This is a genomic window from Neolewinella xylanilytica (assembly GCF_002934605.1).
GTDB lineage: Bacteria > Bacteroidota > Bacteroidia > Chitinophagales > Saprospiraceae > Neolewinella > Neolewinella xylanilytica.
In genome coordinates this window covers 1,738,411-1,765,049 of record NZ_PTJC01000005.1, presented here as the reverse complement: position 1 = coordinate 1,765,049, position 26,639 = coordinate 1,738,411, and the positions used below count along the sequence as shown (strand labels likewise).

At 60.3% G+C, this 26,639-nt stretch carries 30 protein-coding genes; 26 read left to right on the top strand and 4 right to left on the bottom strand.

Features of this window, described 5'->3' with window-relative positions; genetic code table 11:
• The first annotated feature begins 100 nt into the window (after positions 1-100).
• The 13 genes from CLV84_RS07040 (at position 101) to CLV84_RS06980 (ending at position 12,340) form a co-directional block, all read left to right on the top strand.
• A complete protein-coding gene (locus tag CLV84_RS07040) occupies positions 101-1,369 on the top strand; it encodes a glucuronyl esterase domain-containing protein (RefSeq protein ID WP_146088740.1) in 1,269 nt (422 codons plus the stop codon).
• 144 nt (positions 1,370-1,513) lie between these two features.
• Positions 1,514-1,888, top strand: a complete 375-nt coding sequence (locus CLV84_RS07035; protein WP_104419008.1) for an epoxide hydrolase N-terminal domain-containing protein — start codon at positions 1,514-1,516, stop codon at positions 1,886-1,888.
• A gap of 57 nt (positions 1,889-1,945) precedes the next feature.
• Entirely contained in the window at positions 1,946-3,283 is a 1,338-nt protein-coding gene (locus CLV84_RS07030; RefSeq protein ID WP_104419007.1) for a hypothetical protein, read from the top strand.
• A 58-nt stretch (positions 3,284-3,341) separates the two neighbouring features.
• Positions 3,342-4,742 carry a sulfatase-like hydrolase/transferase gene (locus tag CLV84_RS07025; RefSeq protein ID WP_104419006.1) on the top strand — a complete coding sequence of 467 codons (1,401 nt, stop codon included), beginning with the start codon at positions 3,342-3,344 and terminating at the stop codon, positions 4,740-4,742.
• A gap of 64 nt (positions 4,743-4,806) precedes the next feature.
• Positions 4,807-5,238 carry an SRPBCC domain-containing protein gene (locus CLV84_RS07020; protein ID WP_104419005.1) on the top strand — a complete coding sequence of 144 codons (432 nt, stop codon included), beginning with the start codon at positions 4,807-4,809 and terminating at the stop codon, positions 5,236-5,238.
• Between the two features lie 42 nt (positions 5,239-5,280).
• Positions 5,281-5,703, top strand: coding sequence for an SRPBCC domain-containing protein (locus CLV84_RS07015; protein ID WP_104419004.1), 423 nt, complete (start codon positions 5,281-5,283; stop codon positions 5,701-5,703).
• Between the two features lie 229 nt (positions 5,704-5,932).
• On the top strand, positions 5,933-6,691 hold the full coding sequence (locus CLV84_RS07010; protein ID WP_104419003.1) for a hypothetical protein: 759 nt from the start codon (positions 5,933-5,935) through the stop codon (positions 6,689-6,691).
• Between the two features lie 4 nt (positions 6,692-6,695).
• Positions 6,696-7,859, top strand: coding sequence for a hypothetical protein (locus CLV84_RS07005; protein WP_104419002.1), 1,164 nt, complete (start codon positions 6,696-6,698; stop codon positions 7,857-7,859).
• Position 7,860: 1 nt separating this feature from the next.
• Positions 7,861-9,171, top strand: coding sequence for a trypsin-like peptidase domain-containing protein (locus tag CLV84_RS07000; RefSeq protein WP_104419001.1), 1,311 nt, complete (start codon positions 7,861-7,863; stop codon positions 9,169-9,171).
• A 6-nt stretch (positions 9,172-9,177) separates the two neighbouring features.
• Entirely contained in the window at positions 9,178-10,182 is a 1,005-nt protein-coding gene (locus CLV84_RS06995; RefSeq protein ID WP_104419000.1) for an SGNH/GDSL hydrolase family protein, read from the top strand.
• A gap of 178 nt (positions 10,183-10,360) precedes the next feature.
• Positions 10,361-11,167, top strand: a complete 807-nt coding sequence (locus CLV84_RS06990; RefSeq protein WP_104418999.1) for an oxygenase MpaB family protein — start codon at positions 10,361-10,363, stop codon at positions 11,165-11,167.
• A gap of 239 nt (positions 11,168-11,406) precedes the next feature.
• Positions 11,407-11,898, top strand: a complete 492-nt coding sequence (locus tag CLV84_RS06985) for a glutathione peroxidase (protein WP_104418998.1) — start codon at positions 11,407-11,409, stop codon at positions 11,896-11,898.
• 1 nt (position 11,899) lies between these two features.
• Positions 11,900-12,340: a MarR family winged helix-turn-helix transcriptional regulator gene (locus tag CLV84_RS06980; RefSeq protein WP_104418997.1), complete on the top strand. Its 441-nt coding sequence runs from the start codon at positions 11,900-11,902 to the stop codon at positions 12,338-12,340.
• A 36-nt stretch (positions 12,341-12,376) separates the two neighbouring features.
• On the opposite strand, the gene CLV84_RS22065 is transcribed toward CLV84_RS06980, so the two are convergent.
• Both CLV84_RS22065 and CLV84_RS06970 read right to left on the bottom strand, forming a co-directional pair.
• Entirely contained in the window at positions 12,377-12,763 is a 387-nt protein-coding gene (locus tag CLV84_RS22065) for a VOC family protein (RefSeq protein WP_104418996.1), read from the bottom strand.
• Positions 12,764-12,828: 65 nt separating this feature from the next.
• Complete coding sequence (locus tag CLV84_RS06970) at positions 12,829-13,422, bottom strand: Crp/Fnr family transcriptional regulator (RefSeq protein WP_104418995.1); 594 nt, start codon at positions 13,420-13,422, stop codon at positions 12,829-12,831.
• Between the two features lie 411 nt (positions 13,423-13,833).
• On the opposite strand from CLV84_RS06970, the gene CLV84_RS06965 reads away from it, so the two are divergent.
• The 4 genes from CLV84_RS06965 to CLV84_RS06950 all read left to right on the top strand — a co-directional run bounded on the left by CLV84_RS06965 (position 13,834) and on the right by CLV84_RS06950 (position 17,754).
• Positions 13,834-15,513, top strand: a complete 1,680-nt coding sequence (locus tag CLV84_RS06965; RefSeq protein WP_104418994.1) for a DUF2341 domain-containing protein — start codon at positions 13,834-13,836, stop codon at positions 15,511-15,513.
• 108 nt (positions 15,514-15,621) lie between these two features.
• Entirely contained in the window at positions 15,622-16,200 is a 579-nt protein-coding gene (locus CLV84_RS06960) for a redoxin domain-containing protein (RefSeq protein ID WP_211295186.1), read from the top strand.
• Positions 16,193-17,062, top strand: coding sequence for an alpha/beta fold hydrolase (locus tag CLV84_RS06955; RefSeq protein ID WP_104418993.1), 870 nt, complete (start codon positions 16,193-16,195; stop codon positions 17,060-17,062). Before CLV84_RS06960 ends, CLV84_RS06955 begins: the two co-directional genes overlap by 8 nt.
• Positions 17,063-17,076: 14 nt before the next feature.
• Positions 17,077-17,754 carry a haloacid dehalogenase type II gene (locus CLV84_RS06950; RefSeq protein WP_104418992.1) on the top strand — a complete coding sequence of 226 codons (678 nt, stop codon included), beginning with the start codon at positions 17,077-17,079 and terminating at the stop codon, positions 17,752-17,754.
• Here the strand turns inward: CLV84_RS06950 and CLV84_RS06945 are convergent.
• On the bottom strand, positions 17,751-18,122 hold the full coding sequence (locus CLV84_RS06945; RefSeq protein WP_104419530.1) for a winged helix-turn-helix transcriptional regulator: 372 nt from the start codon (positions 18,120-18,122) through the stop codon (positions 17,751-17,753). The two genes, CLV84_RS06950 and CLV84_RS06945, sit on opposite strands and share 4 nt — an antisense overlap.
• A 140-nt stretch (positions 18,123-18,262) precedes the next feature.
• Between CLV84_RS06945 and CLV84_RS06940 the strand changes: the two genes are divergently transcribed.
• The 6 genes from CLV84_RS06940 (at position 18,263) to CLV84_RS06915 (ending at position 22,862) form a co-directional block, all read left to right on the top strand.
• Positions 18,263-19,150 carry an NAD(P)H-binding protein gene (locus tag CLV84_RS06940; protein WP_104418991.1) on the top strand — a complete coding sequence of 296 codons (888 nt, stop codon included), beginning with the start codon at positions 18,263-18,265 and terminating at the stop codon, positions 19,148-19,150.
• Between the two features lie 83 nt (positions 19,151-19,233).
• Complete coding sequence (locus tag CLV84_RS06935; RefSeq protein WP_104418990.1) at positions 19,234-19,575, top strand: hypothetical protein; 342 nt, start codon at positions 19,234-19,236, stop codon at positions 19,573-19,575.
• Between the two features lie 171 nt (positions 19,576-19,746).
• Positions 19,747-20,178, top strand: a complete 432-nt coding sequence (locus tag CLV84_RS06930; protein WP_104418989.1) for a hypothetical protein — start codon at positions 19,747-19,749, stop codon at positions 20,176-20,178.
• Positions 20,179-20,228: 50 nt separating this feature from the next.
• The gene (locus CLV84_RS06925) at positions 20,229-20,663 is read left to right on the top strand and encodes a hypothetical protein (protein WP_104418988.1); all 435 of its coding nucleotides are present in this window, start codon (positions 20,229-20,231) and stop codon (positions 20,661-20,663) included.
• A 75-nt stretch (positions 20,664-20,738) separates the two neighbouring features.
• Complete coding sequence (locus CLV84_RS06920; protein ID WP_104418987.1) at positions 20,739-22,127, top strand: sulfatase family protein; 1,389 nt, start codon at positions 20,739-20,741, stop codon at positions 22,125-22,127.
• Between the two features lie 192 nt (positions 22,128-22,319).
• Positions 22,320-22,862 carry a hypothetical protein gene (locus tag CLV84_RS06915; protein WP_104418986.1) on the top strand — a complete coding sequence of 181 codons (543 nt, stop codon included), beginning with the start codon at positions 22,320-22,322 and terminating at the stop codon, positions 22,860-22,862.
• A 154-nt stretch (positions 22,863-23,016) separates the two neighbouring features.
• Here the strand turns inward: CLV84_RS06915 and pdeM are convergent, their stop codons facing one another.
• Positions 23,017-23,667 (bottom strand): ligase-associated DNA damage response endonuclease PdeM, encoded by a 651-nt coding sequence (gene pdeM / locus CLV84_RS06910; RefSeq protein WP_104418985.1) that lies wholly within the window; start codon positions 23,665-23,667, stop codon positions 23,017-23,019.
• Between the two features lie 137 nt (positions 23,668-23,804).
• On the opposite strand from pdeM, the gene CLV84_RS06905 reads away from it, so the two are divergent.
• From CLV84_RS06905 to CLV84_RS06895, 3 genes are all read left to right on the top strand, one after another.
• Positions 23,805-24,611 carry an SdiA-regulated domain-containing protein gene (locus tag CLV84_RS06905; RefSeq protein WP_104418984.1) on the top strand — a complete coding sequence of 269 codons (807 nt, stop codon included), beginning with the start codon at positions 23,805-23,807 and terminating at the stop codon, positions 24,609-24,611.
• A gap of 19 nt (positions 24,612-24,630) precedes the next feature.
• Positions 24,631-25,605, top strand: a complete 975-nt coding sequence (locus CLV84_RS06900) for a polyprenyl synthetase family protein (RefSeq protein WP_104418983.1) — start codon at positions 24,631-24,633, stop codon at positions 25,603-25,605.
• Positions 25,606-25,778: 173 nt separating this feature from the next.
• Complete coding sequence (locus tag CLV84_RS06895; protein WP_104418982.1) at positions 25,779-26,639, top strand: glycosyltransferase family 2 protein; 861 nt, start codon at positions 25,779-25,781, stop codon at positions 26,637-26,639.

The following is a 26,639-nucleotide window of genomic DNA, read 5'->3' as shown; positions in this document are numbered from 1 at the left end:
GCGGTAGATCGCGAACCCGCCAGTCGACCGTGGCCCTTCGTACATTCCTAAGCGGATCGGGACGGAGGAATGGTATCTTACCCTTACAACTCTTTTGATCGTGCACGTCCTTTACCTCACCGCGTTGCTCCTTACCGGCAGGATGGTGTTCGCGCAGACCGATACCGTCGCCGGTATCCCCGTCAACTACGACGAGACGCGGGTACCGGCTTACGCGCTTCCCGATCCGCTCATTCTCCAAAACGGCGAACCCGTTACCAATTCCGTCGCTTGGTACGAGCGCCGCCGGCCGGAGATCCTCCGCCTTTTCGAAACCGAGCAATTTGGTAGGGCGCCGGAGCGCGGGAAGCCAACATTCACCGTTTTCGAATCGGCCACTCCGGCCTACAACGGCACCGCAGTTCGCCGGCAGGTAACGATCTACTTTACCCCGGATACCTCCCGGCACAAAGCCGACCTGCTGATCTACACTCCGGCCAATGCGCGCGTCCCCGTTCCGCTGTTCCTGAAAATCGGCTTTTCCGCTAATTCGCTCTCCTTCGACGACCCCGGCATCCGGGAGGGTACGATCTGGACCCGGGAGGGAAAGCGCGTTCCGGCTTCCGAAGGCCGTTCGTTCGGAACAATGGACGTGGCTCCCTTTTTATCGGCAGGCATCGGCGTGGCCGCGATCTACTACGGCGACATCGAGCCCGATTTTCAGGAGGGGATCCCCTACGGCGTCCGGGGTCACTATTTGGCGGCAGATCAGGCATACCCGGCCGACTACGAGTGGGGCACGATCGCCGCTTGGGCTTGGGGAATGAGCGGCGTCATGGACTACCTGGAAACCGACGAGCGGGTCGACGCTGACAAAGTAGCCGTCTTCGGGGCGTCCCGACTCGGCAAGACCGCCCTCTGGGCCGGTGCCCGCGACCAACGCTTCGGCATGGTCATCGCCTGCTGCTCGGGTGAAGGGGGGGCGGCCCTCTCCCGCCGGCAGTACGGGGAAACCACCGCCCACATGATCGATTCCACCCGCTACGACTACCAGTTTGCCGGCAACCGTCGGCAGTACGGAGCCGACCCCAATACCAGTCCCGTCGACGCCCATATGCTCCTCTCGCTGATCGCGCCCCGTCCGCTTCTGTTGCAGACCGGGACGACGGACAACTGGTCCGACCCGAGGGGCGAGTTCGAAGCCGCCGTGGCCGCGGAACCGGTCTACGAGCTGCTCGGCAAGCGGGGCCTCGCCACCACCGAATGGCCGGGGGCGGGTGAGCCGGTTCTGCACGATCTCGGCTACCTGATGCACGAAGGGGGCCACGGTACCTTGCCGGAAGACTACCCGGTTTTCATTGAGTTCATGAAGCAACACTTCCTCGACTAAGTCCCGTACCATGCCAATTCCATTCAACCTGGCCGTACCCCGGGCAGATCTGGACGACCTGCACGAACGCCTGACGCGAAACCGGTGACCGGACGCCATCGATCCCGGCAGCTGGGAAACCGGTAGCAGCCTGGAGTACCTGCAATGGTTGATCGATACTGGCGGGACTCCTTCGACTGGCGGGCCGTCGAACGCCGGATCATGGCCTACCTGACCTTCATGGCGGAAATCGACGGCTACGCCTCGGGCCCGCTCCGCAGCCAGCTGTCCTGCGTGGGGCGAATCCTGCACAGCCTGCGCGACCTGAATTACTTCCTGCGCCGCCAAAGGGTACGGCACCCACACCGCTTCACCGGCATCGACGCCGAAAGCTGGAAGGGAGAACTCATCCTGATCAGCAATAAGGATGCCGACACCGCCACCTTCGGGCTGACGTACGAATGGGTACGGGCCCCGCGCATCCGTGCCCTGATCGTGCAGTGGGTCGGAAGCGAGCTGTTCGACCCGAAGTTGTACTGAGCGGTAGCCGCCCCCGTGGCACGGGAGGTGTATATTACCGGTACACCCGCACCGCCCATGCTGTCCCGTTGCCTATCCACCCTGTTTCCCATCCTGCTTGTTTTCTGCTCCTGCCAAAGCTCACCCCGGGGCGAGCGCACGGAGGGAGCAACCGGGCCGACGGCCTACGATACGCTTACCGACGCCGATTTTCCGGCCAACTTCCCGCGTTATCCCCTGCTGTTTTCCGACTCCTTGCAGCGGGGACTTGCGGCGGGCCATATCCGCCCGGGATTCCATCACCCCTGGGTACAGATCGGGAAGTACGGTACGATCAACCGAGAGGCCGAGTTGCCGCTGGAATGGGACCTGGATTCGCTGCTCCCGGACGCACGGGCAGCCCTAAACGAATACCGGCTGATTCCCGCCGAAGCGGTCATCGCCGAGCGGGCCCGCGACGCGAATCTGCTCATCATCACCGAGGCGCATACCAAGCCGGAGCACCGGGTATTCACGCGTTGTCTGCTGGACGATCTGTACGCCGAGGGGTACCGCCACCTTGGCCTGGAGAACATCACGCCCCTACGGGAGACCTCCGACAGCCGTCCGTGGGATTCGCTCCTGCACGAGCGCGGTTATCCCCTGATGAATTATTTCTCCGGCATCTATCCGAGCGAACCGGAGTACGGTAACCTGTTGCGCCACGCGATCGACCTGGGCTTCCGGATTTTCGCCTACGAGCACAACGGCAGTTCGGACAGCGAACGCGACCTGCAACAGGCCGAGCACATCGTAGCCTACCAACGGGCTCATCCCGGCGAGAAGATCGTCTGCCACGGGGGTTGGTACCACGCCATCGAAGACGCAACCGAGAAACGCCCCGGATCGGACACCTACTGGATGGCCTACCACTACCGCGAGCTTACGGGCGACGATCCCCTGACCGTCTACCAGGATGCCCTGAACGAAAAGGTGGCCACGGAACAGGCGTCCAGTCCCTACTACGCGGCCCTGCGCGACCGTTTGGAGCCGGGCGGCACCCCGCAGGTCCTGGTCAACGCCGCCGGCGAACTGTGGCGCGGGCCGCACGGCGACATGCCCTTCGATATCGTTACCGTGACCCCGCCGCTGGGGAGCACCGACCGGCGGCGCGGCTGGGAAGGCTGGAGCTGCGACGGGCGGGCCTACGCCAACGTGGACCTGCGCGAAAGCCTCGGCGCGGAATGGAACAAGCTATCCTTTCCGGCCATCGTGGAAGTACGGGGGGAATTCGACAGCCCGGTCGCCACGCCGATCTACGCGAGCGAGCTGATGACGTCGGACGACGACCGTTCCGTACGCCTCTGGAAGGGCCGGTACCGCATCCTGCTGCGCGACGCATCCGGCCGCGCTGCGGAAACGGTGGTCGCGCGCTAACCGCAGCTCCATCCCGTAAGAATTGCAGTATGTTCAGGCTAGGAAAGAATCCTGGCCCATGCTCCGCTTGCTTGCCCTCCTCGCCTTGTTGCTGCTTTTCACCTGCGCTCCGCCGCCCAAAGTGGCTTCGGCGGAGGAAGGCGCCCGCCGGCCGAACGTGATCCTGGTTTTCATCGACGATATGGGGTGGGCCGATCTGGGCAGTTTCGGAAACACCGACGCGGCGACCCCGAACATCGACCGGCTGGCCGCCGAGGGCATCGCCTTCGAGCAATTCTACGTGAACGCCCCGATCTGCTCGCCCTCCCGCGTGGCCATCAGCACGGGGACGTATCCGCAGCGGTGGGACATCACCTCCTACCTCGACAACCGCGCCGCGAACGCCGAACGGGGCGTAGCGAACTGGCTCGACCCCGCGGCCCCGATGCTGGCGCGGGAGCTGCAGGCGGCCGGCTACGCTACGGGCCACTTCGGGAAATGGCATATGGGCGGCCAACGCGACGTGGACGACGCCCCGCCGATCACCGCCTACGGCTTCGATACCTCGCTGACCAACTTCGAGGGCATGGGGCCGAAACTGCTGCCCCTGACGAAGGACGAAACCGGTGCCGTAGGCCGCATCTGGGAAGGCGCCGAACGGCTCGGCGGGCCCTTCACCTGGATGCAACGCTCGGAGATCACCACGGGCTTCATCGATACCGCGCTGGCCTTCATGGACGCGGCGGTGGCGGCGGAAGCACCCTTCTACGTTAACGTCTGGCCGGACGACGTGCACAGTCCCTACTGGCCCCCGTACGAGGAATACGGACTGGCCAAGGAAGCCGGCAAGCGCGGGCTCTACCTCGCCGTGCTGGCGGCGATGGACGAGCAGTTCGGCCAGCTCTTCGACTACGTGCGCAACCACCCGGACCTGCGCGAGAACACGCTCATCGTCTTCTGCTCCGACAATGGCCCGGAGCTCGGGGCCGGGCGGGCCGGCGAGCTCAAAGGCTATAAAACGCACCTCTACGAGGGGGGCATCCGGTCCTCCCTGATCGTGTGGGGGCCCGGATTCGTGGATACCGCCGCGGCCGGCAGCCGCAACCGGGAATCGGTCTTCTCGGCCATCGACCTGCGGCCCTCGTTGCTGTCCTTCACCGGGGCGCCCGCACGGGACACGCTGACCGACGGGGAAGACCTGCTCCCTACCCTGCTGGGCGAGGCCAGCCGTTCCCGGCAGGCACCAATCTTCTGGAGCCGTCCGCCCGACCGGAAAAACTACTACGGCTTCGAAGACCTGCCCGACCTGGCGGTGCGGGAGGGCGACTGGAAACTGCTGTGCGACTACGACGGCGGTCGCCCGGAGCTCTACAATCTCGCGGCGGATCCGGGAGAAGAACGAAACCTCGTGGCCGAACACCCCGACCGGACCACGCGGCTGACCCGAATGGCGGTCGATTGGTATGCTGCGTTTCCGTAATCCACGTCCGATGCGCTAAAACCTGCCGGCGCGGCCGCGGTTCTACCCAAAAACCACTTCGATCATGGCCGAAAATACCATTACCGTACAGACCGACGTCGACGCTCCCCGCCCCGAAACCTGGCACTATTACACGGAATCCGAGCACGTCATCAACTGGAATTTCGCTTCCGAGGACTGGCACTGCCCGAAAGCCGTGAACGACCTGAGCGTTGGCGGGGAATTCATCATTACCATGGCCGCAAAAGATGGCAGCATGGAATTCGATATGGAAGGTGTCTACGACCGGGTGGAACCGGACGAGCACATTGCCTATACCCTGAGTAACGGGCGCCGCGTAACGGTCGATTTCGAGGCGAAGGGCAAAAAAACCCACGTTCGGGTCACCTTCGACCCCGAGCCCGGTGAGGAGCGGGATCCCCAGCAACGGGGCTGGCAGGCCATTCTCGAGAATTTCCGACGCTACGCCGAGTCGCAGCACGGGGCGGCCGCCTGAACTAGAAGGAAAGGCTGCGGTTACACCTTAAAGCTATCACCTATGCCCGCACCAAGCATCACCATACAGACCACCGCTCCCGCCACCAAGTCCGAAACTTGGCACTTCTACACCGAGGCCGAGCACGTCATCAACTGGAACTTCGCCGGCAAGGGCTGGCACTGCCCGAAGGCCGTCAACGACCTGCGCGTAGGCGGGGAATTTGAAATCGTCATGGCCGAAAAGTCCGGCACCATGAAGATGGAGCTCGAAGGTACCTACACCCAGATCGAGCCGCACAGCCACATCGAGTATACCCTCGAGAATGGCCGGCACGTCCGGGTAGACTTCGCCGAGGCCGATGGCGGCACCGAGGTGAGCGTCACCTTCGACCCCGCCGAGAAGATGGATAACGACGAGCAACGAAAGCACTGGCAGGCCATCCTCGACAACTTCCGGAAATACGTCGGACAGGTGGAGGCCTGATCGGAGTTCTCCGGGTAGCCCCGGGCGGGAAGCGCCGGTGGAACGGATTAATTCGGTATGCGGGGGGTAACATTTCGGCCCGTGCGGGAATGAATTTTCGTGCGCGGATCGCAAGAAGAAAATGACCCTGGCAAATTGATGTTATAAGGCCTATCTTGATTTCCGGCGTATCGCCCGGGGGAAATTTCCCGGTTGTTCTGTCTCCGCTCGCCACTTCAAGGATGCCACCATGCTGTTTACTTCAGGCAGTCGGTTCGTTGCTTACTCCCCTACCAAGGAGAAGGTATTCTACGAAAAGGAATTTTCGACCCTCACCTTCGAGAATTCCGTGATTCCGGTTCTTGACAAGAATTCCGTCCGGGAAAGCTTCTCCATACCCGTTGCCGTCATTACCCAGGTCGTTACACACGGCTTCCGCTTTCTACATGAGCAACTCGAGAGGCGGGTCAAGCGGTTCGTTTACGAATACCACCATCGGGCCACGAATATGCAGGCGGGCAGCTATCTCCTTCCCGTCATTCACTTTACGCATTACCTCTTCATCGGGAAATCGAAGCAACCGGGATTGCGAATCACCTTCTCACCGGTGGTAATCAGAGAGACCAACAGGTTCACTTACCAGCTAAAAGCGCTAAGGCTCCAGTACTCCAAGGCCAAAACCAGCCGGCATAGCGAAGTTTTCGACTACACGCTGAAGCTCACCCTGTACTTTCTGATCGGGGATCAGATCATTGAACGTGTTTTGCCGGCGCTTACCGTGTCGTCGGTTAGCTTCGGCGACAACCAGTTCTCCGACCAACAACTGTACACCTCCCCCATTCCCCTCGAGGATGATGCCGTGCTACTGGAAGCGGCCCTAACCGTCGTGGAAAGTAATCCCGCCGTGGTGAATACGGCCAACGTACTCCGCCTCGTGGAAGACCACCAGGAAACGCTGGCGGAACGAATTACTGCGCTGCTCACCAGGCTACTGAATAAACCGGAATGATGCCATGTCCCTGCAGACTGCCTACACCGCCGCCCGCGTCATCGAAACGCTGGAAAACTATACCCGAAGCGACCTGGTCAATGCATGTCCGGTAGAACGGGAAACGCGCTCGCGCCCCGCGGTGGTGATTTACTCGGATCATTACTTCTGGAACCTTATCCTGAATAACGTAGCCCAATCCTGGAACGAGCAATTTGAATTGCACGAGGTAACCTTGTCCGAGCACGTTGCCCGGGTGCCGGGCCTGTATTACCATCCGGACGTCCAGCACTTCAAAACGCTTCCGGACAGCGTCATGGAATACGTAACGGACAGGTGGACCCACTACACCCCGCCCGGAAAATCCCAAAAGGTACTCGGCGGAATAGGTACCCTGCAGATCCCCCCGACGCTGGAGGAATGGCGCATCGTCAGCGTGAGTTATGCCAACAATGTCTCCTTCGGCATACCCGTACTGATGCACGAAAACGTATGGCAACATTACGGCCTGCGGGAAGGCCGGCGGATCCATTCGCTCACGGCCCACTGGAAGCAAATGGACGCTTCCTGGGCCAAGCGCTTTCCGTCCATGCGCGGGATGCCCAAAGGGTACCTCGTCGTCGATCATCCCGACCAGCTAAGGGTGTCGCCCGATGTCTACCCCACGGTCTATCATCCCTTTACCATCATGGAATACGAGGTAAACGGCTCGCTCTTTTACGATTTCGTTTACGTTACGGTGGATTCCTCGGACCCCGACTTTCGCAACCAGATACGGGCCTTTTTGGGGGAATACAGATATATGAAGGGCCGGCACGGGAACTACCTGATCGAACCATTCGTCAGTCATCCGCTGCTGTACGAGCAAGACGTGATGTACCAGTCACCGGAAGAATTGAGGAAGGAGCATTCCGCGGCGAACTCGCATTTGAGCCTGCTGGTGGAACGGATCAAAAACGAACGCTTCGGCTCGCGCACCCTGGAGGAAATCAAAATCTTCATCGACAATCATTTCGATACCGATGACCTGAAAACCTGCTCCGACGTCATCCTCCTCAATCCCAATGCCTGGTACCGGGGAGGGCGCGTCTTCGACGAATCCGCTAATTTTCTCGATGCGGTCATGGAGCGAGATAAGGTAGACGAGTTGCTGGACGCACTCGTGAATTATGGACTAAGCCCAGTATGATATGGCAAGTTGGACAACGAAACTAACGGAGTTACGGGATAACCTGCTCGAGTTATACCCCGAGAAAGCGGACGGTAAAATGGTCGTCGATATGGCCGGTATCCCTTCCAGCGCGATTGCTTTCAGCGAACGCGCCCGGGATAACTGGCACAACATCCTCAAGGAGGCGAATAAACGAAAACGGATTACCGATATCGTGCAGATCGCCATCCAGGATTATCCGGAACGACAGGAGTTGAAGCGCCTGTACAAAGAAGTGGAGGTCAGGGAGCCCCTCACCCCGTCCACCACGCTGGATCGGCAGCTGGACCTGGAAAAAATCCGCGAACTGCCGAAGGCCATCGATCGCAGCCGTTCGGGTGCCGACGCCGATCAACTGAAAGCCACGGTTACCGAAAAGATCGACGACCTGGATTCGATTTACACTTCCCGGAACCGCGGCGCCATTTCAGACGGGGAGTTCGAACGGCTGCGCGACTTGACGAAAGATGAAATCGCCGAGGCGATGGAGGCCTCCGACATCGCGCTACCCGACCGGGCCATCATTGCACCCGCGCCCGCCGCCCCCCAGCAAAAGCACTACGACATTCTGGTTCCCGGCAGAAAGGGTCTGGAGAAAGTGGTGGGTAGTGACGACCTCATCGATATCATCACCTGGGTGGAGGCAGCGAAAGAACAGTCGAAAACGGTCTGCAAAATCGAAACCTCACAGGGAGAAAGCGGTACCGGTTTTCTGCTGAAGGGTGGCTTGCTGATGACCAACAACCACGTCATTCCCGACGTCGCTACCGCGGAGCAAACCCGACTCACCTTTAACTATAAGGTGGATCAGCATAACAACGTGATGACCGAATTCCGCTACCGTCTGGACACTTCCATATTCATCACGAGTGCGGAGTCCGACCTGGACTACACCCTGGTAAAAGTAGTCGACGACGCCCAGCACCCACTCGCGGAATGGGGTCACGTCCACCTCGAGGACTTCTTCGATCCCAATCTCCACGAAAAAGTCACGGTCATCCAGCATCCCCAGGGCAACTACATGAAGATGGCGCTCCCGGACGACGTCATCAGCATCTGGGATCCCTACCTCTTTTACACCACCGATACGCGGGAGGGGTCGAGCGGCTCACCGGTTTTCAACATCAGGTGGAAGGTAGTGGCCCTGCATCACGCCGGGAAGAACGAGCAGTCCTACGAGGGCGGACTACAGATCGACGCGGAGGGAACAATCGAGCCCGCGAATCGGGGCATACTCATCAAACGGATCCTGCAGGACCTGCAGCAGAGAAACTTCTCCTTACCGCAATAGCGCACCATGAAGAACCCGATCACCATCGACGAATTACAGCGCCTCCTGGAGGACGAGGCTACCCGGGCCGAGGCCCTCGCCGACTACTTCGAGTACCTACCAACGGGTCCCTTCACCGGCGAATACCGCTTACGCAACGAAATAAAGGTGGTGAAGCACGAGCCCGTCGACGCCGAGAGCAGTAGCGAGGCCGAATCATTAATCAATATCCGCGATTTCCTGATCACCAAAGCGAACGGACTGGCGCGGGGCGTCAGGGACAAATTGTTCGAGGAAAGAAAGCAGGACGGCGAGCGGATTGTGATCGTGACCGAAGGCGATTCCTGGTTCCAGTACCCCCGCTTCAAACCGGCCGGAATCCCATTGTCCAAGGAAGTCAAGGACGTGATCGATTACCTCATCGAAGACGAGCGGTTCGCGGTGAAGAGCCTCGGGGGGGCCGGCGACGTGATCCGGAACATGTTCCACATGAGCGAGTACCTGGACGCCATCGAGCAATACACCCCCAAAGCTTTCGTACTCAGCGGCGGGGGAAACGACTTTTTTGAAGTCTTCCCGAGGATGGTCCGCAAGGGCAGCATCGATGACATTGAAACCTTCCTGAAGACGACCTGGCTCACGGAAATCGAAGTGATCCGGACCTACTATAAGGGCATCTTGCAGATCCTGACCACCGAATTTCCCGAATTGGACATCTTCGTGCACGGCTACGATTACATCATGCCGCGACCGGATGGCAAGTGGATCGGCCGCCCGATGATCGAAACGGGCGGGCTTACCCGCGATGAGGATCGCAAAGGGCTGATCAAGTTCATCATGGACAAATTCAATCGATCCATAGAGGAACTGAGCGAGCAGTACGAAAAGGTACACTTCATCAACATTCGCGGCACCGTACCCCAAGATCCCCAGTTCTGGCACGATGAGATCCATCCCAATGACTACGGCTTTCGGCTGGTTGCGGATAAATTCATCGCCCAACTGGAGGAGGTCCTGATACGTGCCAATTGAACCTGGCGGGGTACCGGTAAGTGACCGGCCGATTCGGGGGGCGAGGAAGAGTTGGGAACGCGTATTGCTTCGTCCGGGCAAAAGTGAGTGCGGCGATGGATGGAAAATGCAAAAAAGGATGCGCGATAATTACTTTGTAAAGTAAAGCACTTTATACAGTCTTGCGCGTTATTACTCCATGCATCCCTTCGTCAAGAATGACTCCATAGTCCGCGAAATCTGGGGCACCGGCGACACCATCCTCTTCATCTTCGCCGGAGCCGCCGCGGAATTCGCCCTGAACAAGGCCGTAGACTGGCTCTACTTCACCGGCCGCCTGCCCAAGGATCCGCTCGGTCGCCTCTTTTCCACCGTGGGCTACGCCCGTGCCATCGTCTTTTCCGACCGCGAGGGCGCCCACCGGGCCATCGACGCCATGGCCGACATCCACGCGGTGGTCGAAGAAAAACGGGGCAAACGCATCCCCGACTGGGCCTACCGCGACGTGCTCTTCATGTTGATCGACTATTCGATCCGTGCCTACGAGGTGCTGGAACGCAAGCTGACCGAGTCGGAAAAGACGGAAGTCTTCGAAGTATTTCACCGCGTGGGTACCCGGATGGGCGTACGCGGCCTGCCCGACTCCTTCCCGGCCTGGCAACGGATGCGGGCAGACCACCTGGAAACGAACCTCGTACGGAGCAAGTACACCGCCGACCTTTACCGGCAGTACCGCAAGCACCTCGGCTGGCCGCGCTACCTGATGCTGCGGGAGGGACAGAAGATCGTGGTACCCAAGCGGGTCCGGGTGATGCTCGGGCTGAGCGACTTTTCACTGCTCCGCCCCGTGATCGGGATCTACAAACTGACGCGCCGGATCGGGGTACACACCCTGCTACGGGACCTGATCCTGCCCACCGCCTACAAGACGGAGATCAAGTCGCTGGACCGGCGGGTGGCGGCGCCTTTGCCCGCACGCGGGTCCGTAGCCGTCTCCGATTCCTGAGTGGGGACCGGACATCGAACGACCCGCACGGTGGCCGTGGCTTCGGGATTTACGGCCGGGCTGCTGGTTACCTTCCAGTTACCCGGCCACCGGCAGCCCGGTCTCACCAGGCTTGGAGCGAACGGTGAGCCAGTCTTCCCGGAATTTCCGTTCTCCCGCGCCCCGCCGCCCAAACAAATTCCTCCGAATTGCGTACATTTACATCGCACACGATATAATCTTACCCGATAAATACGCCTATGGCCTCCGCTACCACCGCCACGCTTTACCAATTTTCCGCTCCGGACATCCGGGGACGGGACGTCTCGCTGGAAGATTACGCCGGCCAGGTCGTCCTCGTCGTCAATACCGCCAGCAAGTGCGGCCTCACGCCCCAGTACGAGGGGCTGGAAACACTGTACCAGCAGTACAAAGACCGCGGCCTGGTCATCCTCGGCTTCCCCTGCAACCAATTCGGCGGACAGGAGGCCGGAAACGAGGAAGCGATCAGCGAATTCTGTCAGGTGAACTACGGGGTCAGTTTCCCCATGTTTTCGAAGGTGGAGGTCAACGGGAAAGGAGCGCACCCCATCTTCAAATACCTGAAGAAAGCCTCCGGCGGCTTCCTGACCGATGCCATCAAGTGGAACTTCACCAAATTCCTCGTAGACCGGCAGGGCAAACCCGTGGCCCGCTTCGCCCCCACGACCGAGCCCGCCAAGCTGGCCGCCGACATCGAAAAACTGCTCTGACATGGCAACCGGTACCGCCCTGCACCTGGAGAACCAGCTCTGCTTCCCCCTTTACGTCGCCTCCCGGTTGCTCACCAAGGCCTACGCTCCTTTGCTCGACGAGCTGGACATCACTTACCCGCAGTACCTCGTGCTGCTCGCCCTCTGGGAAAGCGACCGGCAGCCGGTGACCGCCCTCGGGCAACGGCTCTACCTGGACACCAACACCCTCACTCCCCTGCTGAAACGCCTGGAGCGAAAGGGCCTGGTGCGCCGCGAACGGTCTACCGAAGACGAGCGCAAAGTGATCGTACGGCTGAGCGAAACCGGCGATCAGCTACGGCAACGAGCGGCCTGCATACCGGAAAAGATCACCGGGGCGGGGGGAAAGTCGGCACTCAGCCGGCGGCAACTGGACAACTTCCGGCGTATGCTCTGGCAAATGATCGAGCAACTGGGCTGACGGGCGCCGCTTGTCCGTACCCGTAGCGAGCAGCGGCTAGGCCATGGAGTGAATCCCGAAGGTATTCCCCTCGGTATCCTCGGCCAGCACCATGTAGCCATATTCCCCGATGCTGGTCTTCGGCCGGAGCAATTTGCCGCCGGCGCCCTCCACGCGGGCTCCCTCCACGCTGCAGTCCGCGCTATAGAAATAGAGGATCGTACTGCTGCCGCCGGCCGGGAAGCCCGCCATTTTCACCAGCGCCCCGCTGGCCGCACCCACGGAATCCATATCGCTCGGGAAGCTCATCATCTGGATGGGCTCATCTCCTGGAGCATGCATTTCGGACAGTTCGTACTGGAAAACCTGCTCGTAAAAGGCTTTGGCGCGAGCCATATCGTCGACGTAGATTTCAAACCAGACAACGGGATTTTGGACAGACATACAGGTGGTCTAAAGCGTGAAGGAATACTTCAAAATTACGGGCGTCGGAGCGCGGGAAAATTGCCCTATGGCAAGTTCCGGTGACTGCGGGCAACCTCTTTCCGAATCCGGCTGAGGGAGCTGTCGGTAATGCCGAGGTAGGATGCCACGTGCTTCAGGTGAGCCCCCGCCAGCACTTCGGGCTGCTGGTCGAGCAGGGCACGATACCGTTCCGTAGCGCTGAGGGTGATCGTATCCACGTTGCGTTGCTTTTCGCGAAACAGCTGCTCGGCCATCCAGGACCTACCCCATTCCCGAAAGCCCTCGAAGCGGTGAAAGAGCTCCTGGAACACGTCATATTCGATCCGGTAAGCGGTGACCTCCGTCAGCGCTTGCAGCGTACTACGGGAAGGGATCCGCTGAAAGAGCGAAGCCACTTCGATGACCAGCTGGCCGGGTCGGAAGAATTCGGTGGTGATCTCCCGGCCGGTGTAATCCGCCACGTAAGACCTTGCCAATCCCGCTTCCAAAAGGTAGTACGCACCGGCCCGCTCCCCCCTTCGAAGAATACAGTCCTCGCGGTTAAAGTGTACCCGGGTGTGTGCGGCGGCTAGCACCACCAGCTCGCTTTCGCGCCGGGCCGGATAGTCGTAGACGGTACGGAGTAAGTCAGGAATCATGAACACCGGGTTATCGCAGTAAAACTACGCACCAGCCGGCGCTAAATACCCGGCGTAAACCTAGGACACCCATTTTATCATCGAGCAGATTTTTGCAAGCGCAAAAGCCTAAATACCAGTTTATTACCTCATTGGCTGAACGGATTTACCGCGCTATAGCCGTTAAATCGTACTTGCCACATACTACTAGACGTTAGAACACCCAACAGCATACAACCCGCTGACGGCCCGGCGATATCGTCGCGCCAAGGCGGTGATCCTGATAAGCTTTTGTACCGTCCGGAATGCTTTGGGGGGTGCGGTAAGCTTGGTTGGATTACGACTTCTCCCGTGGCCCTATCGGGCCGCGGAAAAACGGATTTAGGAGCAGCATCCTGCTCGAATTGTTGACACTTTAATCAAACGCAAGCTTTGCAAAAACTTCTACCGCGTCTCTTCCTCCTATTGTTAGGAGGGGGAATACTCCTACCGGTTTCGGCGCAAACCGGCCCCTACGCGCATGCGAAGGTGATTACTATCCAGGCCAGCGAGGTTGCCGGCACGGGGGATCTGACGGACTTCCCCCTGCTCATCAGTTTCACGGACCCCAATCTGCGCACGGTGGCCAACGGGGGGTTCGTTCGCCATAATTCCGGCTTCGACATTCTCTTTTCCCTGGAGGGGTACGATACGCCGCTGGACTACGAGATCGAGCGCTATGTACGCACCACCGGCCAACTCGTTGCCTGGGTACGTATTCCCACCCTCAGCGCCACCGTGAATACCGACCTGTATATGTACTACGGGAGTACCGCGGCTACCACGAACCCCAATTCGTCGTCCACCTTCAGCAGCGATTACCTCGGCGTGTACCATTTCAGCGGGTCGGGCAATGACGCTACCAGCAACGGCCGGAACCTGACGAACTACGGGACGACGAACTTAGCTACCGCGAAAATCGGCCGCGGCCGGGATCTGAACAATAGCACGAACGTCCTGTCCAACAACACGGGCATCTATTACGCCGCGCCCAACAACCTGCTGGCGGGCGTGAACGACTTCACCTTCTCCGGCTGGGTCTGGCTGGATCGCTTCGACACCAACTGGGAACGGATCTTCGACTTCGGTCAGAGCGAACAAATTAATTTCTTCTTCTCTCCGACCATCGCCGCCAACGCTCCCTCCAGCGCCAGGGTCCGCATCACCACCAACTTCAACGGTGGCGAACAGGGTCCTTCGGCCAATCATCCGGGAGACATTACCGATACCTGGATCTACTGGACCGTAACCCTGCAAAACAGTACCGGCACCCTGCGACTGTACCGAAACGGCGCCCTCTACGCCACCACCACCGGGGTAACCCTTCGGCCGTCGAACATGGAAAACTCCACCCGGAATTACTTCGGTCGGTCGCAGTACGGTGCCGACCACTACATCGACGCCCGCTTCGACGAGTTCCGCCTGGCTTCCTCCGCCAAATCCAGTGCCTGGATCGCTACGGAATACGCCAATCAGAACAGCCCCGCCACTTTTTATAGCGTTGGTCCGCAGCTGGACGGACAGGCCCTGAACGCGATGCTACCGATAGAGCTGCTATCCTTCGCTGCCGAAACCGACCGCAATGGTGAAGTACGGCTAAACTGGAGCACCGCCTCGGAATCCGCAAATGCCTATTTCACCGTTGAACGGAGCGCCCACGGGACTGACTGGGAAGCCGTAATGCAAATGCGTGGGGCCGGCACCACCTTCCAATTGACCGAATACGTAGCCCTCGACCGCCACCCCCTGCCCGGGCTGAGCTACTACCGGATCCAGCAGACGGACTTCGACGGGCGATCCGGGTACTCCGATGTCCGTAGCGTTCACAATGGGGCTTCCTCCGCGGGCGGCACGATCTTTCCGAATCCCTTTTCCGAGCGATTCACCCTTTCCGGCGAGACCGTCACGCTCGCCGACCTGCACATTCAAAACAGTAGCGGAACCGACCTCACCCGAGCCGCACTACTCAAGCGCCAGGATGGGAACGTGCTCTCGGTCGACCTGACCGGATTTCCGGCCGGCGTATACTATTTACGTACCCCGAACGGCCTCCACCGGGTGATCAAGCAGTAAGGGGCGCGGGCAAACCGGCGTCCAGCAGGCGCCGGGCCGGCGGTGTAGCTAGCGAACATATGACCGCGGATGCCACCTTTGGTAACACGGCCATTGCTTAGCATCCCCATGATTCCCTCCCTGAAACCGGGCGACCGTTTCCCCGACTACGAACTCCCCGACCACCGGGGCGCCCCCCGTAAAATCAGCGAACTACAGGGCAACGACCCCCTTGCGCTCGTCCTCGCCCGCGGCAGCTACTGCCCGAAGGAAGACCTGCAACACCAGTGGATGGCCGCCATGCAGACGGAACTCAAAGTCGGCTACTGCCGCTTCGTAACGATCAGTACCGACCAGCAAATGCAGAGCCTGGAGTGGCGTACGAGACTCGGAGCCCACTGGCCCTTTCTTTGCGATCCGGACCGGAAACTGCAACGGGAGCTCGACATTCAGGAGTACACCGATCCGGAGCACGACCCGATGATACCCCACACGCTGTTGCTAGCGCCCGGCCTGCGGATTTACGCAATCTACCAGGGGTACTGGTACTTCGGCCGGCCAACCGCGGAAGAAATTCGGCAGGATTTTCGGGCGATTTCCAGGAAGTGTCGCCCCGACTGGGAAATCAATGCACCCGCGCTCCGGCGCCAATACGAAAACGGGGAGCGGGAGGATTTCTTTCCCTACAACAGCCGATCCGATGCCTGACCGTTCCACCGCCGACGTCATCGACGCCCACCGCGGCGCCGGCCGCTTTATTCAGGTGGACCGACTCGACACTTTCGTACTGGATAAAGGCGAAGGCGAAGCGGTCGTGTGCCTCCACGGCGTGCCGACTTCCTCCTTCCTCTACCGGAAAGTAGTCGAGGAATTGGCCGCGCTCGGGCTGCGGGGCATTGCCTTCGACCTGCCCGGACTGGGCCTCACCGACCGGCCGGAAGCCTACGATTACAGCTTCACCGGCCTGGCCCGCTTCGCCTCCCTGGCAACCGAAGCCCTCGTTCTCGACTCCTACCACCTCGTGGTACACGACATCGGCGGACCGATCGGCTTCGCCATGGCGGCCGACCAGCGCGAACGGGTCCGCTCCATTACCGTACTGAATTCCTTCATCGACGTAGTCAATTTTAAAAAGCCCCTGCCTATGCGCCCCTTCCAGGTACCCGTAATGGGAGAGGCGGAACTGGCTTTGATGAATCACCTGACGTGGCCGCTTATGTTCAAGGGGATGTGCGTGGCCGATACCGATCGGGTACCGCGGGAAGAAATGAACGCCTACGTCGACCTGCTAAAGCACCACGACAAAGGTTTCGCCTTCCTCAAGATCATGCGCAACTTTACCCAAACGGAGGCCTTCCGCGACCGATGCTACCAGGCCGTACAGGACGTCCCCTACCCCGTCCAGGCCATCTGGGGCGACCGGGACCCCGGGCTGACCTACGAACACTTCGGGGAGGAGATCAAACGGGTGGCCGGGCTGAAGGATATCTTCCGCCTGCCCGCCAAGCACTTCCTGCAGGAGGACCGGGCCCCGGAGATCGCCCGCCGGATCGCCGCCATCGCCCAATAAACCCTCCCATCGTCATGCAAACTTCACCCCAAGCCATCTTCTTCGACGTCAACGAAACCCTGCTAGACCTGCAGCCAGTGAAAGAAAGCGTCGCGGCGGCCCTCGGAGGAAGCAAAGAGCTGGTCCCACTGTGGTTTACCACCCTGCTGCAGTATTCCCTGGTTTCTACGGTTGGCGGGCGCTACGCCGATTTCGGGTCCATCGCTACAGCCGCCCTCCAAATGGTCGCCCGGCAGCAGGGCATGGAGTTTTCCGAAGCCGCGGCGAAAGCCGCCGTCAAGCCCGTACGATCGCTACCGCCCCACCCAGAAGTGCCGGCGGCGCTGGAACGACTGAATGCAGCAGGCTTTCTCCTCTATACCCTCACGAATTCGGCCGCCGATGCGCTGGAAGACCAGATGACCCACTCCGGGCTTAAAGGGTATTTCGCGGGCCGCTTGAGCGTGGACGGGGTCCAGAAGTTCAAGCCCCACCGCGACGTGTACACCTGGGCGGCGGAGCAGGTGGGGGCGGATCCGAAAGATTGCCTGTTGGTGGCCGCCCATGGCTGGGACGTAGCCGGTGCCGGTTGGGCGGGCATGCAAACGGCCTTCATTGCGCGGCCGGGCCAGGTCACCTACCCGCTGGCCGACGCACCGGATCACACTTTCCCGGACCTCGACCGGCTCGCCGACGCCTTGACGATGCGCTAGTCGACCCCCGATGCGGCACGGGAGGCGCGGATGTCTTCCATATGCTCGTTCGCCCAGTCGACCAGCTGCTGCAACACCGGCAGCAGGCTCTTCCCCCGCTCGGTAAGGCAGTATTCCACCCGTGGCGGCACCTCGGCAAAAACGGTGCGGTCGACCAGCCCGTCGGCCTCCAGCTTCTTCAGGCTCACCGTCAGCATCTTCTGGGAAATGGTACCGATGGACCGGTGAATGGCTCCGAAGCGAAGCGGCTCCTTCCGCCCGAGGACGAGGAGAATGAGCGTAGACCACTTGTCGCCGAAGCGGTCCAGGACGTTCCGCACCGGGCAGTTTTCCGAATTGGCGAGATCGACGATTTTTTCTTGACGCATAAGCCGCTGGTTTCCAATGATACTTACCCCGGGGTGGGCTACGAAGGCGGAGGTACCCACTTGCGGTCCAAAACAACCGCCCGTAATTTTGACTTACCAAAAGTAAGTAACACACGTATAGCTACTAAAGAAAATTTACCATGCAAAAGACCCTGATCACCGGAGCAACCGGCCACCTTGGCGGAAGCGTTGTCGACTACCTCCTCGAACGCAACGGACCGGGTTCCCTGGCCGTGTTGAGCCGCCACCCTGACGGCAATACGACCGCCGGTTTTCGCGACCGAGGACTGGACGTCCGCATCGGCGACTACGACAAGCCGGAGGAACTCGCAAGCGCTTTCGACGGCATCGAGGTACTCTATTTCGTTTCTTCCAGCGATGTGGAAAATCGCCTTAAGCAGCACGAGAACGTCGTAAGCGCCGCGCAACGGGCTAGCGTAAAGCACATCATTTACACCAGCAGCGTCCGCGAAACGGAGGGGCCGGAGACGGTGCTGCACCCCATCGTGGACGCCCATAAGCAGACGGAGGACCGGATCATGGAATCCGGCATGGACTACACCATTCTCCGCCACAACCTCTACGCGGAAGTTGCCCCCCTCTTCATCGGCGACCGGGAACAGCTGTTGGGGAGCAAAACGGTTTACCTGCCCGCGGGCGACGGGCGCGTAGCCCTGGCACCCCGCCGCGATCTGGCGGAAGCCGCGGCCATCCTGCTGGCGGACCCCGCCGCTTACCGCAACCGGGTACTTTCCCTGAACGGCAGCGAACGGGTCACCTTTTCCGAAGTGGCCACCATGCTTGGCGACATCCTGGATACGAAAATCGACTACGTGTCACCAGGCCGGGAGGAATTCCGGAAAACGATGAAGACCCATGGGGTGCCCGAGGGGGCAATCTGGATGACGGACATCTTCAGCACCGGCATCGCCGAGGGGGAATTCGCCGGCCCGTCCGACGAACTGGAGAAGATACTTGGCCGGAAAACATCTTCCCTGCAGGACTTCTTCCGGGAAACCTACGCCTGACCGACGGGGAACCGCATGTCCATGCGGCGTCGTACATTTCATCAATTGGCATTTGCCAGCCGCGGTCACAAAACTTACAGTCCATGCGCCCCCACATCGATACCCAGCCCACCGATTCTCCGGACGAGGCCTTCCAGAACGATACCCTGCGCCCGATCCTCAAGCAGCAGCACGATCGTTTGGTTGCCGTGATGGTCCACTACCTGGACAAGCGCAAGGTGCGGTTGCACTCTCTGCCGGCGGCCCAGCGCTTCGATAAGGTGAAGGAGCTGGTGACCCGTGACAACCGCCTGCGGGGGTTGCTCTTCGGCATGACCGTCGGCCACTTCGACCCCGAGGAAATGCAGTATTACCTCGACAACGAGAGCAGCGTTAACCGTCGGATCACCAACTTGCTGGTGGAACGACTGCGGGGGGCGTTGTAACGGAAAGCCAGCGGGGCGCCGGAGCGCGGGTGCATGGCAAACCTGGCAACGGACGGGAAATCGCACCAATTAGTCGAGGCACCGTCCTTTAAGGTAGCCGACACCAGCAATTTGTTGCTTTGGAAGCAGTTATGATGGGTGTTCACCTATCCGGTCATCCATTCATCTGACATGAACCTGCTGTCTCGCGTATTTTTCCTTTGTCTCCTCTTCGGCGCTGCTTCCCAGCTGCCGGCCCAGTGCAACTTCAAAGCGTACCAGGAATTTAGCGCCGCGAAAATGCCGGACACCCATCGCCTGCTCAAAAGCTACCACCTGGACGGTAAGGGTGGCGAGCAAAAACAGGTGGAAGTAAAACTTAACCTACGCAAGGATACCAACTACCACTTCCAGCTGGCTACCGGTGCCGACGGTGGAGCCGAGGGCGTCGTGGCAGCCGTACTGAACAACAAAGACAACGAGGTCGCCTCCTCTTACGACCATACGGGCTACCGGGAGCAGTTTAATTATCGCTGTCGGGATTCCGGGGTGTACACCATCGTTTTCACCTTCAAGGAAGCGGAAATCTACTGCGGGGCGGCTACGGTGAGCGTGGAAAAGTAAGTTTCCTCAGCGGACTCCTTACCGGGAGCCGGAAGGCAAAGCCATCCTCCGTGCCAACCAACACCGTACTCGACTCCGCTTCCCACCCGGGCTGGGTGTACCTGGAAAAATCGCTGTGGATCAGCACCTTTATCGGCGGGCCGCTGGCTGCCGGATACGTGCTGGCGACGAACTTTCGCACGCTTGACAGGGCAGAACGCATACCACAGGTTTGGGTTAGCGCGGTTGCCCTGGCGCTATTCCTGTATTACCTGGTAGACTTCGTGCCGCCGCTGGCGGACTTGCCGGGTTTTGTCCCCCCACTGCTGACCGCCCTGCTTGCCCACTACGTTTTCCAAAGAACGCAGCTGTCTGAAATAAACGTGCTCATCGATCGCGGCGGTGGCGTATACTCCAAGTGGCGGGGTGTACTCGTCGGCATTGGCGGCGGCGTAGTTTCCTTTGCGGGATTTGTGGTGCTGGAACTGATCCGGGAAGGCTATTAGGCCGTGGGTCTTCCAAAATATCACGGCCCTTTTCGGGCCGCGTGCGGATGCGTAGATTGAGGTGAAACTTCGGTCATGCGTAATCCCCTACTCTACCTTCTTTTAGTCATTGCCGTCAGCCTGACCGCCCAGTCGACCGAGCCACCCAATATCATCGTCATCTTTACCGACGACCTGGGCTACGGCGATCTCGGCAGTTACGGCCACCCGACGATTCGTACCCCGCATTTGGACGCCATGGCGCGGGAGGGACAGCGATGGACCAGCTTCTACGTAGCCGCGAACGTTTGTACCCCGAGCAGGGCGGCTTTGCTTACGGGCCGGTATCCGGTGCGGAGTGGCATGACCAGCAACGTTGTCGGTGTTCTGTTTCCGAACAGTACTGGCGGGCTACCCGCTACGGAAGTCACCCTCGCCGAGCAACTCCAAGGGGCGGGCTATGCAACCGCCGCGATTGGCAAGTGGCACCTCGGGCACCTACCCGCGTACTTACCGACCCAACACGGTTTTGATACGTACTTCGGCATCCCCTATTCCAACGATATGGACCTGGTGAGTGACCTCGGCTACCGGGAGTTCTGGCAGCAGCCGCACGATTCGATCCGGATCGAAAATTTCAACGTCCCGCTGCTTCGGGACACGACCACGGTGGAGCGGCCCGCCGACCAGCGAACGATCACTGGCCGCTACACCGAAGCGGCCATGGACTTCATCCGGGAGCACCGGGAAGGACCGTTCTTCGTATACCTCGCCCACAGCCTACCACATGTGCCCCTCTTTGCCTCCGCGGACTTTCTCGGTAGCAGTGAACGCGGCCTCTACGGCGACGTCATTGAGGAGATCGACGACGGCGTCGGCCGCATCCTGGCCTTGTTGCGTGCCGAGGGCCTGGCGGAAAACACCGTCGTCGTATTCACTTCCGATAACGGTCCCTGGCGCTCCTACGGATTGGACGGGGGGAGTCCGGGGCCGTTCTACGCCGGCAAGGGCACCACCTGGGAGGCGGGCCACCGGGTACCGGCTATCTTTTGGGGGCCGGGGCGGGTTCGGCCGGGGACGGTCCGGGGCATCGGTTCCACCCTCGACTTACTCCCTACGCTTGGCCGCCTAGCCGGGGTCGCGGTACCCAATGACCGGATTATCGACGGCTTGGACCTGTCGGCAACCCTCCTGCATGGAGCCGAAAGTGCCCGCGATCAGATGATCTTCTACCGGGGCCAGGAAGTGTTCGCCATCCGCAAGGGCGCCTTCAAAGCCCATTTCGTGACCGAGGGGGCTTACGGTCAGTTCGGGCCGCGGGAGGAACACGGTCCGCCGTTGCTGTACCACCTCGGCCGCGACCCCGGCGAGACTACGGACATCGCTGCGGCCCACCCCGAGATTATCGTCGAACTGACAGCGCTGAAAGCGGCCCATGAGGTTACGGTGCTGCCGGTGAAGGATCAGCTGGCGGAGCGGAATTGAGGGCGCCGGGAGGGCGACCTCCCGCAACTCGGTATCCCACCCCACGGAGTTCGCACGAGCAGACCTACCCCTCGGAAACCCCTGGTGCAGCTGGAGCTCCGCCACCCTGTCGCACCGCCGACCCTACCCGAAGCCCGATTATTCGATCCCTGTTCATAGCGGTATATTGGGTGCCCGAAATGCTCCCAGCACATGAAGGTTTTGCTGCTTTCCTTTTTGTTATTGACCTCCCTCGCCGGAAGCGCCCAGATCGACCTTCCCCCCGAGTTCCTCCTCCGGCTGGATAGCCTGGACATGCGGTTCAACGCGCCGCTCGACAGTGATTACCGGGAGAAGACCTTCCGCGACGAAAACCGCTGGCTGGAAGATCATTACACCATGACTTCCCGTCGGGAAAAGCTGGAGCTTCGGTTCCACATCGTACCGGAGCACGAAGGCGACCGCTACTACGGCCTGCCCCACCTGGCCGCCACCACCCTGGCCATGAACCTCGGCAGTAACGACGAAGACGCCGTGACCGCCGTCCATAGCTTCGGAACGGAGGAAATGGCGCTCTACAATGCTGATTGGGCCAGGATGTACACCTTCCGCCCCAAACGGAGCTTCAGCGATAAAGAACAGGCCCAGATGATCGCCCTCTACCGGGAGGGGCGCGGACTGGCCTATACCATCCTCCTCTTCGACGACGCCCCGGATACGCTGGACGGGCGGCAACTTTCGCTGCGGTTTCGGTAGTGGTCCGTCCAACGGAGTATAACGAAGTTTCTCCGCCCACGGGTCGGTCGTAGCAAGCCCGCTTACGGTTCTCTTCCGGAAGCGCCCTCGCAGGCGGGCAGACTTCATCGCCCAGCCCCCTGGGCAGACGAGCGGAGCTCGGCGGACTACGGGCCTACCCTACCGCGAGTACGCTGTCCTCGGCCAATACGAAGACCCGGTCGCCGGGGCGCACCTTCACTTCCGCGCAGCCCGTAAACTCACCGAAGGCGGGTAGGATGCCTTCGTACGCTCCGAAGTAGAAAGCAGGCAGTTTAATGCCCCGGCCGCTGCGGTCTAACAACTTTACGCAGGGGTGCACGTGACCGCAGAGGTTGTACTTACCCGGGCGGCGCTGGCTCGTTTCGAGGGGATGATGACTGAAGCTGAAGGGCCCCTCCTCGATGATCTCGGGATGGTACAGCAACCGGGCCTCCGCGTAGCAGTGCGGAGGCAAGACATCGTGGTTGCCCGGCACCAGTTCGAAGCGCACCTCTCGGTGGGCGGCCGTAAAATCGCAAAATGCCCCCCAGACATGATTATGATCGCTGTGGAAAAGGTCGCCCAGGAGCAGGACCCGGTCGGGCGAAAACGTCTCGATCAGGCTACGAAGACGCGCGAAATTGACATTCGTGACCAACGGGGGGACCGGGATGCCCGCCCGCCGGAAATGGGCGCTCTTGCCGAGGTGAAGATCCGCCAGCAGCAGCGTCTTATGCGCCGGCCAGTAGACAGCGCGTTCCGGGTGCAGCAGTAGGGCTTCCCCGGCGATGTGGACGGATTCCATAGGCGGCGAAAATACTTCGAATTCGGACAGCCGAACCTAAAATCAAACAAAAAGTGGGGGAAGGTCGGCGGCGCGATGTCGGAGGGAAGCCTACTACGCTGCGCGAACTATCGGGGTGGGCGGCACCTTTTCAAGGCATGCGTACGTATTTACTTGCCTGGCTATTCATGGGAATTCTTTGCACCTGCGCTCCGTCGCCCGCTCCCGCCCAGTTCCCCTATGCGGTCCACTCCCCGGAACTGCTCGTGGAGCTACCCAAGGAGCTGGAAGAGATCAGCGGACTGACGCTGTTCGGCGACGATTTGCTGGCCATACAGGATGAGAACGGGATCATTTTTCGCATCAGCACCGCCGACGGCTCCGTGCAGGAACGGATCCTGTTCGGCGACGACGGAGACTACGAAGGTATTGCCCTGGTTGGCGACGAAATATGGGTAGCGGAAAGTAACGGCCGCCTGTACCAGGTAGCTCTCCCGGGTAAGCCGACACAAACCGTGACGAAGCACAAAACCTGGCTGGACGCGGACTACGACGTCGAAGGGCTATACTACGATGCGGCCGGAGACCGGCTGCTGTTAGCCGGCAAGGAGGACCCCACCGGTAACGGATTGGACAAGGCCGACCGATACATCTTTTCTTTCGACCTCACCACCCACGAATTAGCGAAGGAACCGGCGTATTCCTTCCCGCGCCTCAATGACTTTTCCCCTTCCGGCCTGGCCATTCATCCCCAAACCGGCCACCTGTACCTCACCAGTAGCGTCGGCAAGCAACTCGCGGTAGTGACCCCGGCGGGAGAAGTTGACATGCTAATCAACCTCGATCGGGACCTCTTCCCCCAGCCCGAGGGAATTTGCTTTACGGCGGACGGGACGTTGTACATCAGCACCGAAGCGAGGGACGGCCAACCGGCCCGGATATATAGGCTACCTTTGCCGGCCTAACCAGCTGCACCCCCTCCGGATGGCCCACGGCCTAGATCAGATAAAGCGACCGATCGCCCAGGAACTGGAAACCTTCGAGAAGCGGTTCCGCGATACGCTCCGGTCGCCGGTGCCGCTGATGGACCGGATCACCTACTACATCGTGCGGCGCAAGGGCAAGCAAATGCGGCCCATGTTCACCTTCTTCAGCGCCGCGGCCTGCGGGGGCATCACCGACGCCACGTATACCGCGGCGAGCCTGATCGAACTCGTCCATACCGCCAGTTTGGTACACGACGACGTCGTGGACGAGAGCTACGAACGCCGGGGGTTTTTCAGCATCAATGCGCTATGGAAAAATAAAATCGCCGTGCTCGTGGGGGATTATTTCCTGGCACGCGGACTTTCCATCGCCCTGGAAGCGAAACAGTACCGTACCCTGGAGATCAGCTCCAACGCGGTGCAGGCCCTGGCGGAGGGCGAGTTGCTGCAAATCGAGAAGGCCCGGCGGCTGGACATTGACGAAGCGATCTACTTTGAGGTGATCCGCCAGAAGACCGCCAGCCTCATTGCCGCCTCCTGTGCCGCCGGTGCCGCCTCGGCTACGGACAACGAGGAGACGCTGACGCTGATGCACGCCTTCGGAGAAAAAATCGGTATCGCCTTTCAGATCCGGGACGACCTGTTCGATTTCGGACTGGACCAGGTGGGTAAGCCGCTGGGGATCGATATCAAGGAAAAGAAGATGACCTTACCCCTGATTCATGCGCTCAACCGGGCGAGCCGCTCCGAGCGGCGGCGCATGATCCGCAGTATCAAAAAGTACAGTAACGACCCGAAGCGCGTGGAGGAAGTGCTGCAGTTCGTCCGCGAGAGTGAGGGCATCGCTTACGCCGAGGCGGCTATGCACCGGTACCGTGACGAGGCTTTCGTGCTGTTGCGGCAGCTCCCCCCGTCGGAAGCCCGTACCGGCCTGGAGCAGTTGGTCAACTTCGTGGTCGACCGTACCCATTAGGCTTTCTTCCGTGCGAACTTTGAGAAACGGCAGGGTTTTAACCCCTGAATAAACCGCTCCCTGGCAAATAAAACGCATGCCCGACCATACCGCCAGCCCTTTCTCTTTCACCGGCCATTGCCCCCGGCCCCCGGTAGGGAGAGGAAGCCAAATCCCCTACAATCTTTAGCGATATGATGACCGACATCAGTTTGCTGACCATCGTACGCGGAAGGCGCACCCAATTGCACAACTTACTCCGGGGGGTAGCGGCCCAGACCCGTAAGCCGGAGGAAGTGATCGTCGTTTTTATGAACGAAGCGATTCCGGATCAACTGCCGGACCCCGGCTGTAAAATGTATCTGCACCAGATCGCGGACCCAGACCATCCGCTGCCGCTGGCCGCCGCCCGCAACCTTGCCGCCGCCAACGCCAGCGGCCGTCTGCTTGCGTTTTTGGACGTGGATTGCATCCCCCATCCCGAATACCTGGAGCTACTGTCCACCGCCGTGCGCCAGACCCACGGCGTGGTAATGGGCGACGTACACTATTTGCCCCGGGCCATCGCTGCGGAAGGGTGGACGGCGGAGGACCTAGCCGAGCTAGCGGTGCGCCACCCGCGGCGGCCGGTGATTCCAGCGGATCGGTCGTTGATTCCCCTCGCCTACCACCTGTTTTGGTCATTGAGCTTCGGGCTGCGGGCGAACGACTTTGCCCGACTCGGCGGGTTCGACGAAGGATACCGGGGTTACGGCGGCGAAGACACTGACTTCTCCTTCACCGCCCGGCAGACTCGGATTCCCATGTATGCTTGCAAGGCCCGGGCCTTTCACCAGTTCCACCCCACTTTTTCCCCACCTTACCATCACCTCGACGACATCATCGAGAACGCGGACCGTTTCTACAAGAAGTGGGACGTTTGGCCAATGGAAGGCTGGCTTAAACAGTTCGTTGCCGACGGATACATTGCATGGGAATCCCATACCATCCGGAAATTACGGCCCGTAGAGGCGAAAACCCTAGCGGCGGCCCGTAGTGATTCCCCCTTTGGCTGA

Coding starts and splice junctions, on each gene's coding strand:
- CLV84_RS07035 (WP_104419008.1), top strand. CDS start 1,514: ATGGTTGATCGATACTGGCGGGACTCCTTCGACTGGCGGGCCGTCGAA.
- CLV84_RS07030 (WP_104419007.1), top strand. CDS start 1,946: ATGCTGTCCCGTTGCCTATCCACCCTGTTTCCCATCCTGCTTGTTTTC.
- CLV84_RS07025 (WP_104419006.1), top strand. CDS start 3,342: ATGCTCCGCTTGCTTGCCCTCCTCGCCTTGTTGCTGCTTTTCACCTGC.
- CLV84_RS07020 (WP_104419005.1), top strand. CDS start 4,807: ATGGCCGAAAATACCATTACCGTACAGACCGACGTCGACGCTCCCCGC.
- CLV84_RS07015 (WP_104419004.1), top strand. CDS start 5,281: ATGCCCGCACCAAGCATCACCATACAGACCACCGCTCCCGCCACCAAG.
- CLV84_RS07010 (WP_104419003.1), top strand. CDS start 5,933: ATGCTGTTTACTTCAGGCAGTCGGTTCGTTGCTTACTCCCCTACCAAG.
- CLV84_RS07005 (WP_104419002.1), top strand. CDS start 6,696: ATGTCCCTGCAGACTGCCTACACCGCCGCCCGCGTCATCGAAACGCTG.
- CLV84_RS07000 (WP_104419001.1), top strand. CDS start 7,861: ATGGCAAGTTGGACAACGAAACTAACGGAGTTACGGGATAACCTGCTC.
- CLV84_RS06995 (WP_104419000.1), top strand. CDS start 9,178: ATGAAGAACCCGATCACCATCGACGAATTACAGCGCCTCCTGGAGGAC.
- CLV84_RS06990 (WP_104418999.1), top strand. CDS start 10,361: ATGCATCCCTTCGTCAAGAATGACTCCATAGTCCGCGAAATCTGGGGC.
- CLV84_RS06985 (WP_104418998.1), top strand. CDS start 11,407: ATGGCCTCCGCTACCACCGCCACGCTTTACCAATTTTCCGCTCCGGAC.
- CLV84_RS06980 (WP_104418997.1), top strand. CDS start 11,900: ATGGCAACCGGTACCGCCCTGCACCTGGAGAACCAGCTCTGCTTCCCC.
- CLV84_RS22065 (WP_104418996.1), bottom strand. CDS start 12,763: ATGTCTGTCCAAAATCCCGTTGTCTGGTTTGAAATCTACGTCGACGAT.
- CLV84_RS06970 (WP_104418995.1), bottom strand. CDS start 13,422: ATGATTCCTGACTTACTCCGTACCGTCTACGACTATCCGGCCCGGCGC.
- CLV84_RS06960 (WP_211295186.1), top strand. CDS start 15,622: ATGATTCCCTCCCTGAAACCGGGCGACCGTTTCCCCGACTACGAACTC.
- CLV84_RS06955 (WP_104418993.1), top strand. CDS start 16,193: ATGCCTGACCGTTCCACCGCCGACGTCATCGACGCCCACCGCGGCGCC.
- CLV84_RS06950 (WP_104418992.1), top strand. CDS start 17,077: ATGCAAACTTCACCCCAAGCCATCTTCTTCGACGTCAACGAAACCCTG.
- CLV84_RS06945 (WP_104419530.1), bottom strand. CDS start 18,122: ATGCGTCAAGAAAAAATCGTCGATCTCGCCAATTCGGAAAACTGCCCG.
- CLV84_RS06940 (WP_104418991.1), top strand. CDS start 18,263: ATGCAAAAGACCCTGATCACCGGAGCAACCGGCCACCTTGGCGGAAGC.
- CLV84_RS06935 (WP_104418990.1), top strand. CDS start 19,234: ATGCGCCCCCACATCGATACCCAGCCCACCGATTCTCCGGACGAGGCC.
- CLV84_RS06930 (WP_104418989.1), top strand. CDS start 19,747: ATGAACCTGCTGTCTCGCGTATTTTTCCTTTGTCTCCTCTTCGGCGCT.
- CLV84_RS06920 (WP_104418987.1), top strand. CDS start 20,739: ATGCGTAATCCCCTACTCTACCTTCTTTTAGTCATTGCCGTCAGCCTG.
- CLV84_RS06915 (WP_104418986.1), top strand. CDS start 22,320: ATGAAGGTTTTGCTGCTTTCCTTTTTGTTATTGACCTCCCTCGCCGGA.
- pdeM (WP_104418985.1), bottom strand. CDS start 23,667: ATGGAATCCGTCCACATCGCCGGGGAAGCCCTACTGCTGCACCCGGAA.
- CLV84_RS06905 (WP_104418984.1), top strand. CDS start 23,805: ATGCGTACGTATTTACTTGCCTGGCTATTCATGGGAATTCTTTGCACC.
- CLV84_RS06900 (WP_104418983.1), top strand. CDS start 24,631: ATGGCCCACGGCCTAGATCAGATAAAGCGACCGATCGCCCAGGAACTG.
- CLV84_RS06895 (WP_104418982.1), top strand. CDS start 25,779: ATGATGACCGACATCAGTTTGCTGACCATCGTACGCGGAAGGCGCACC.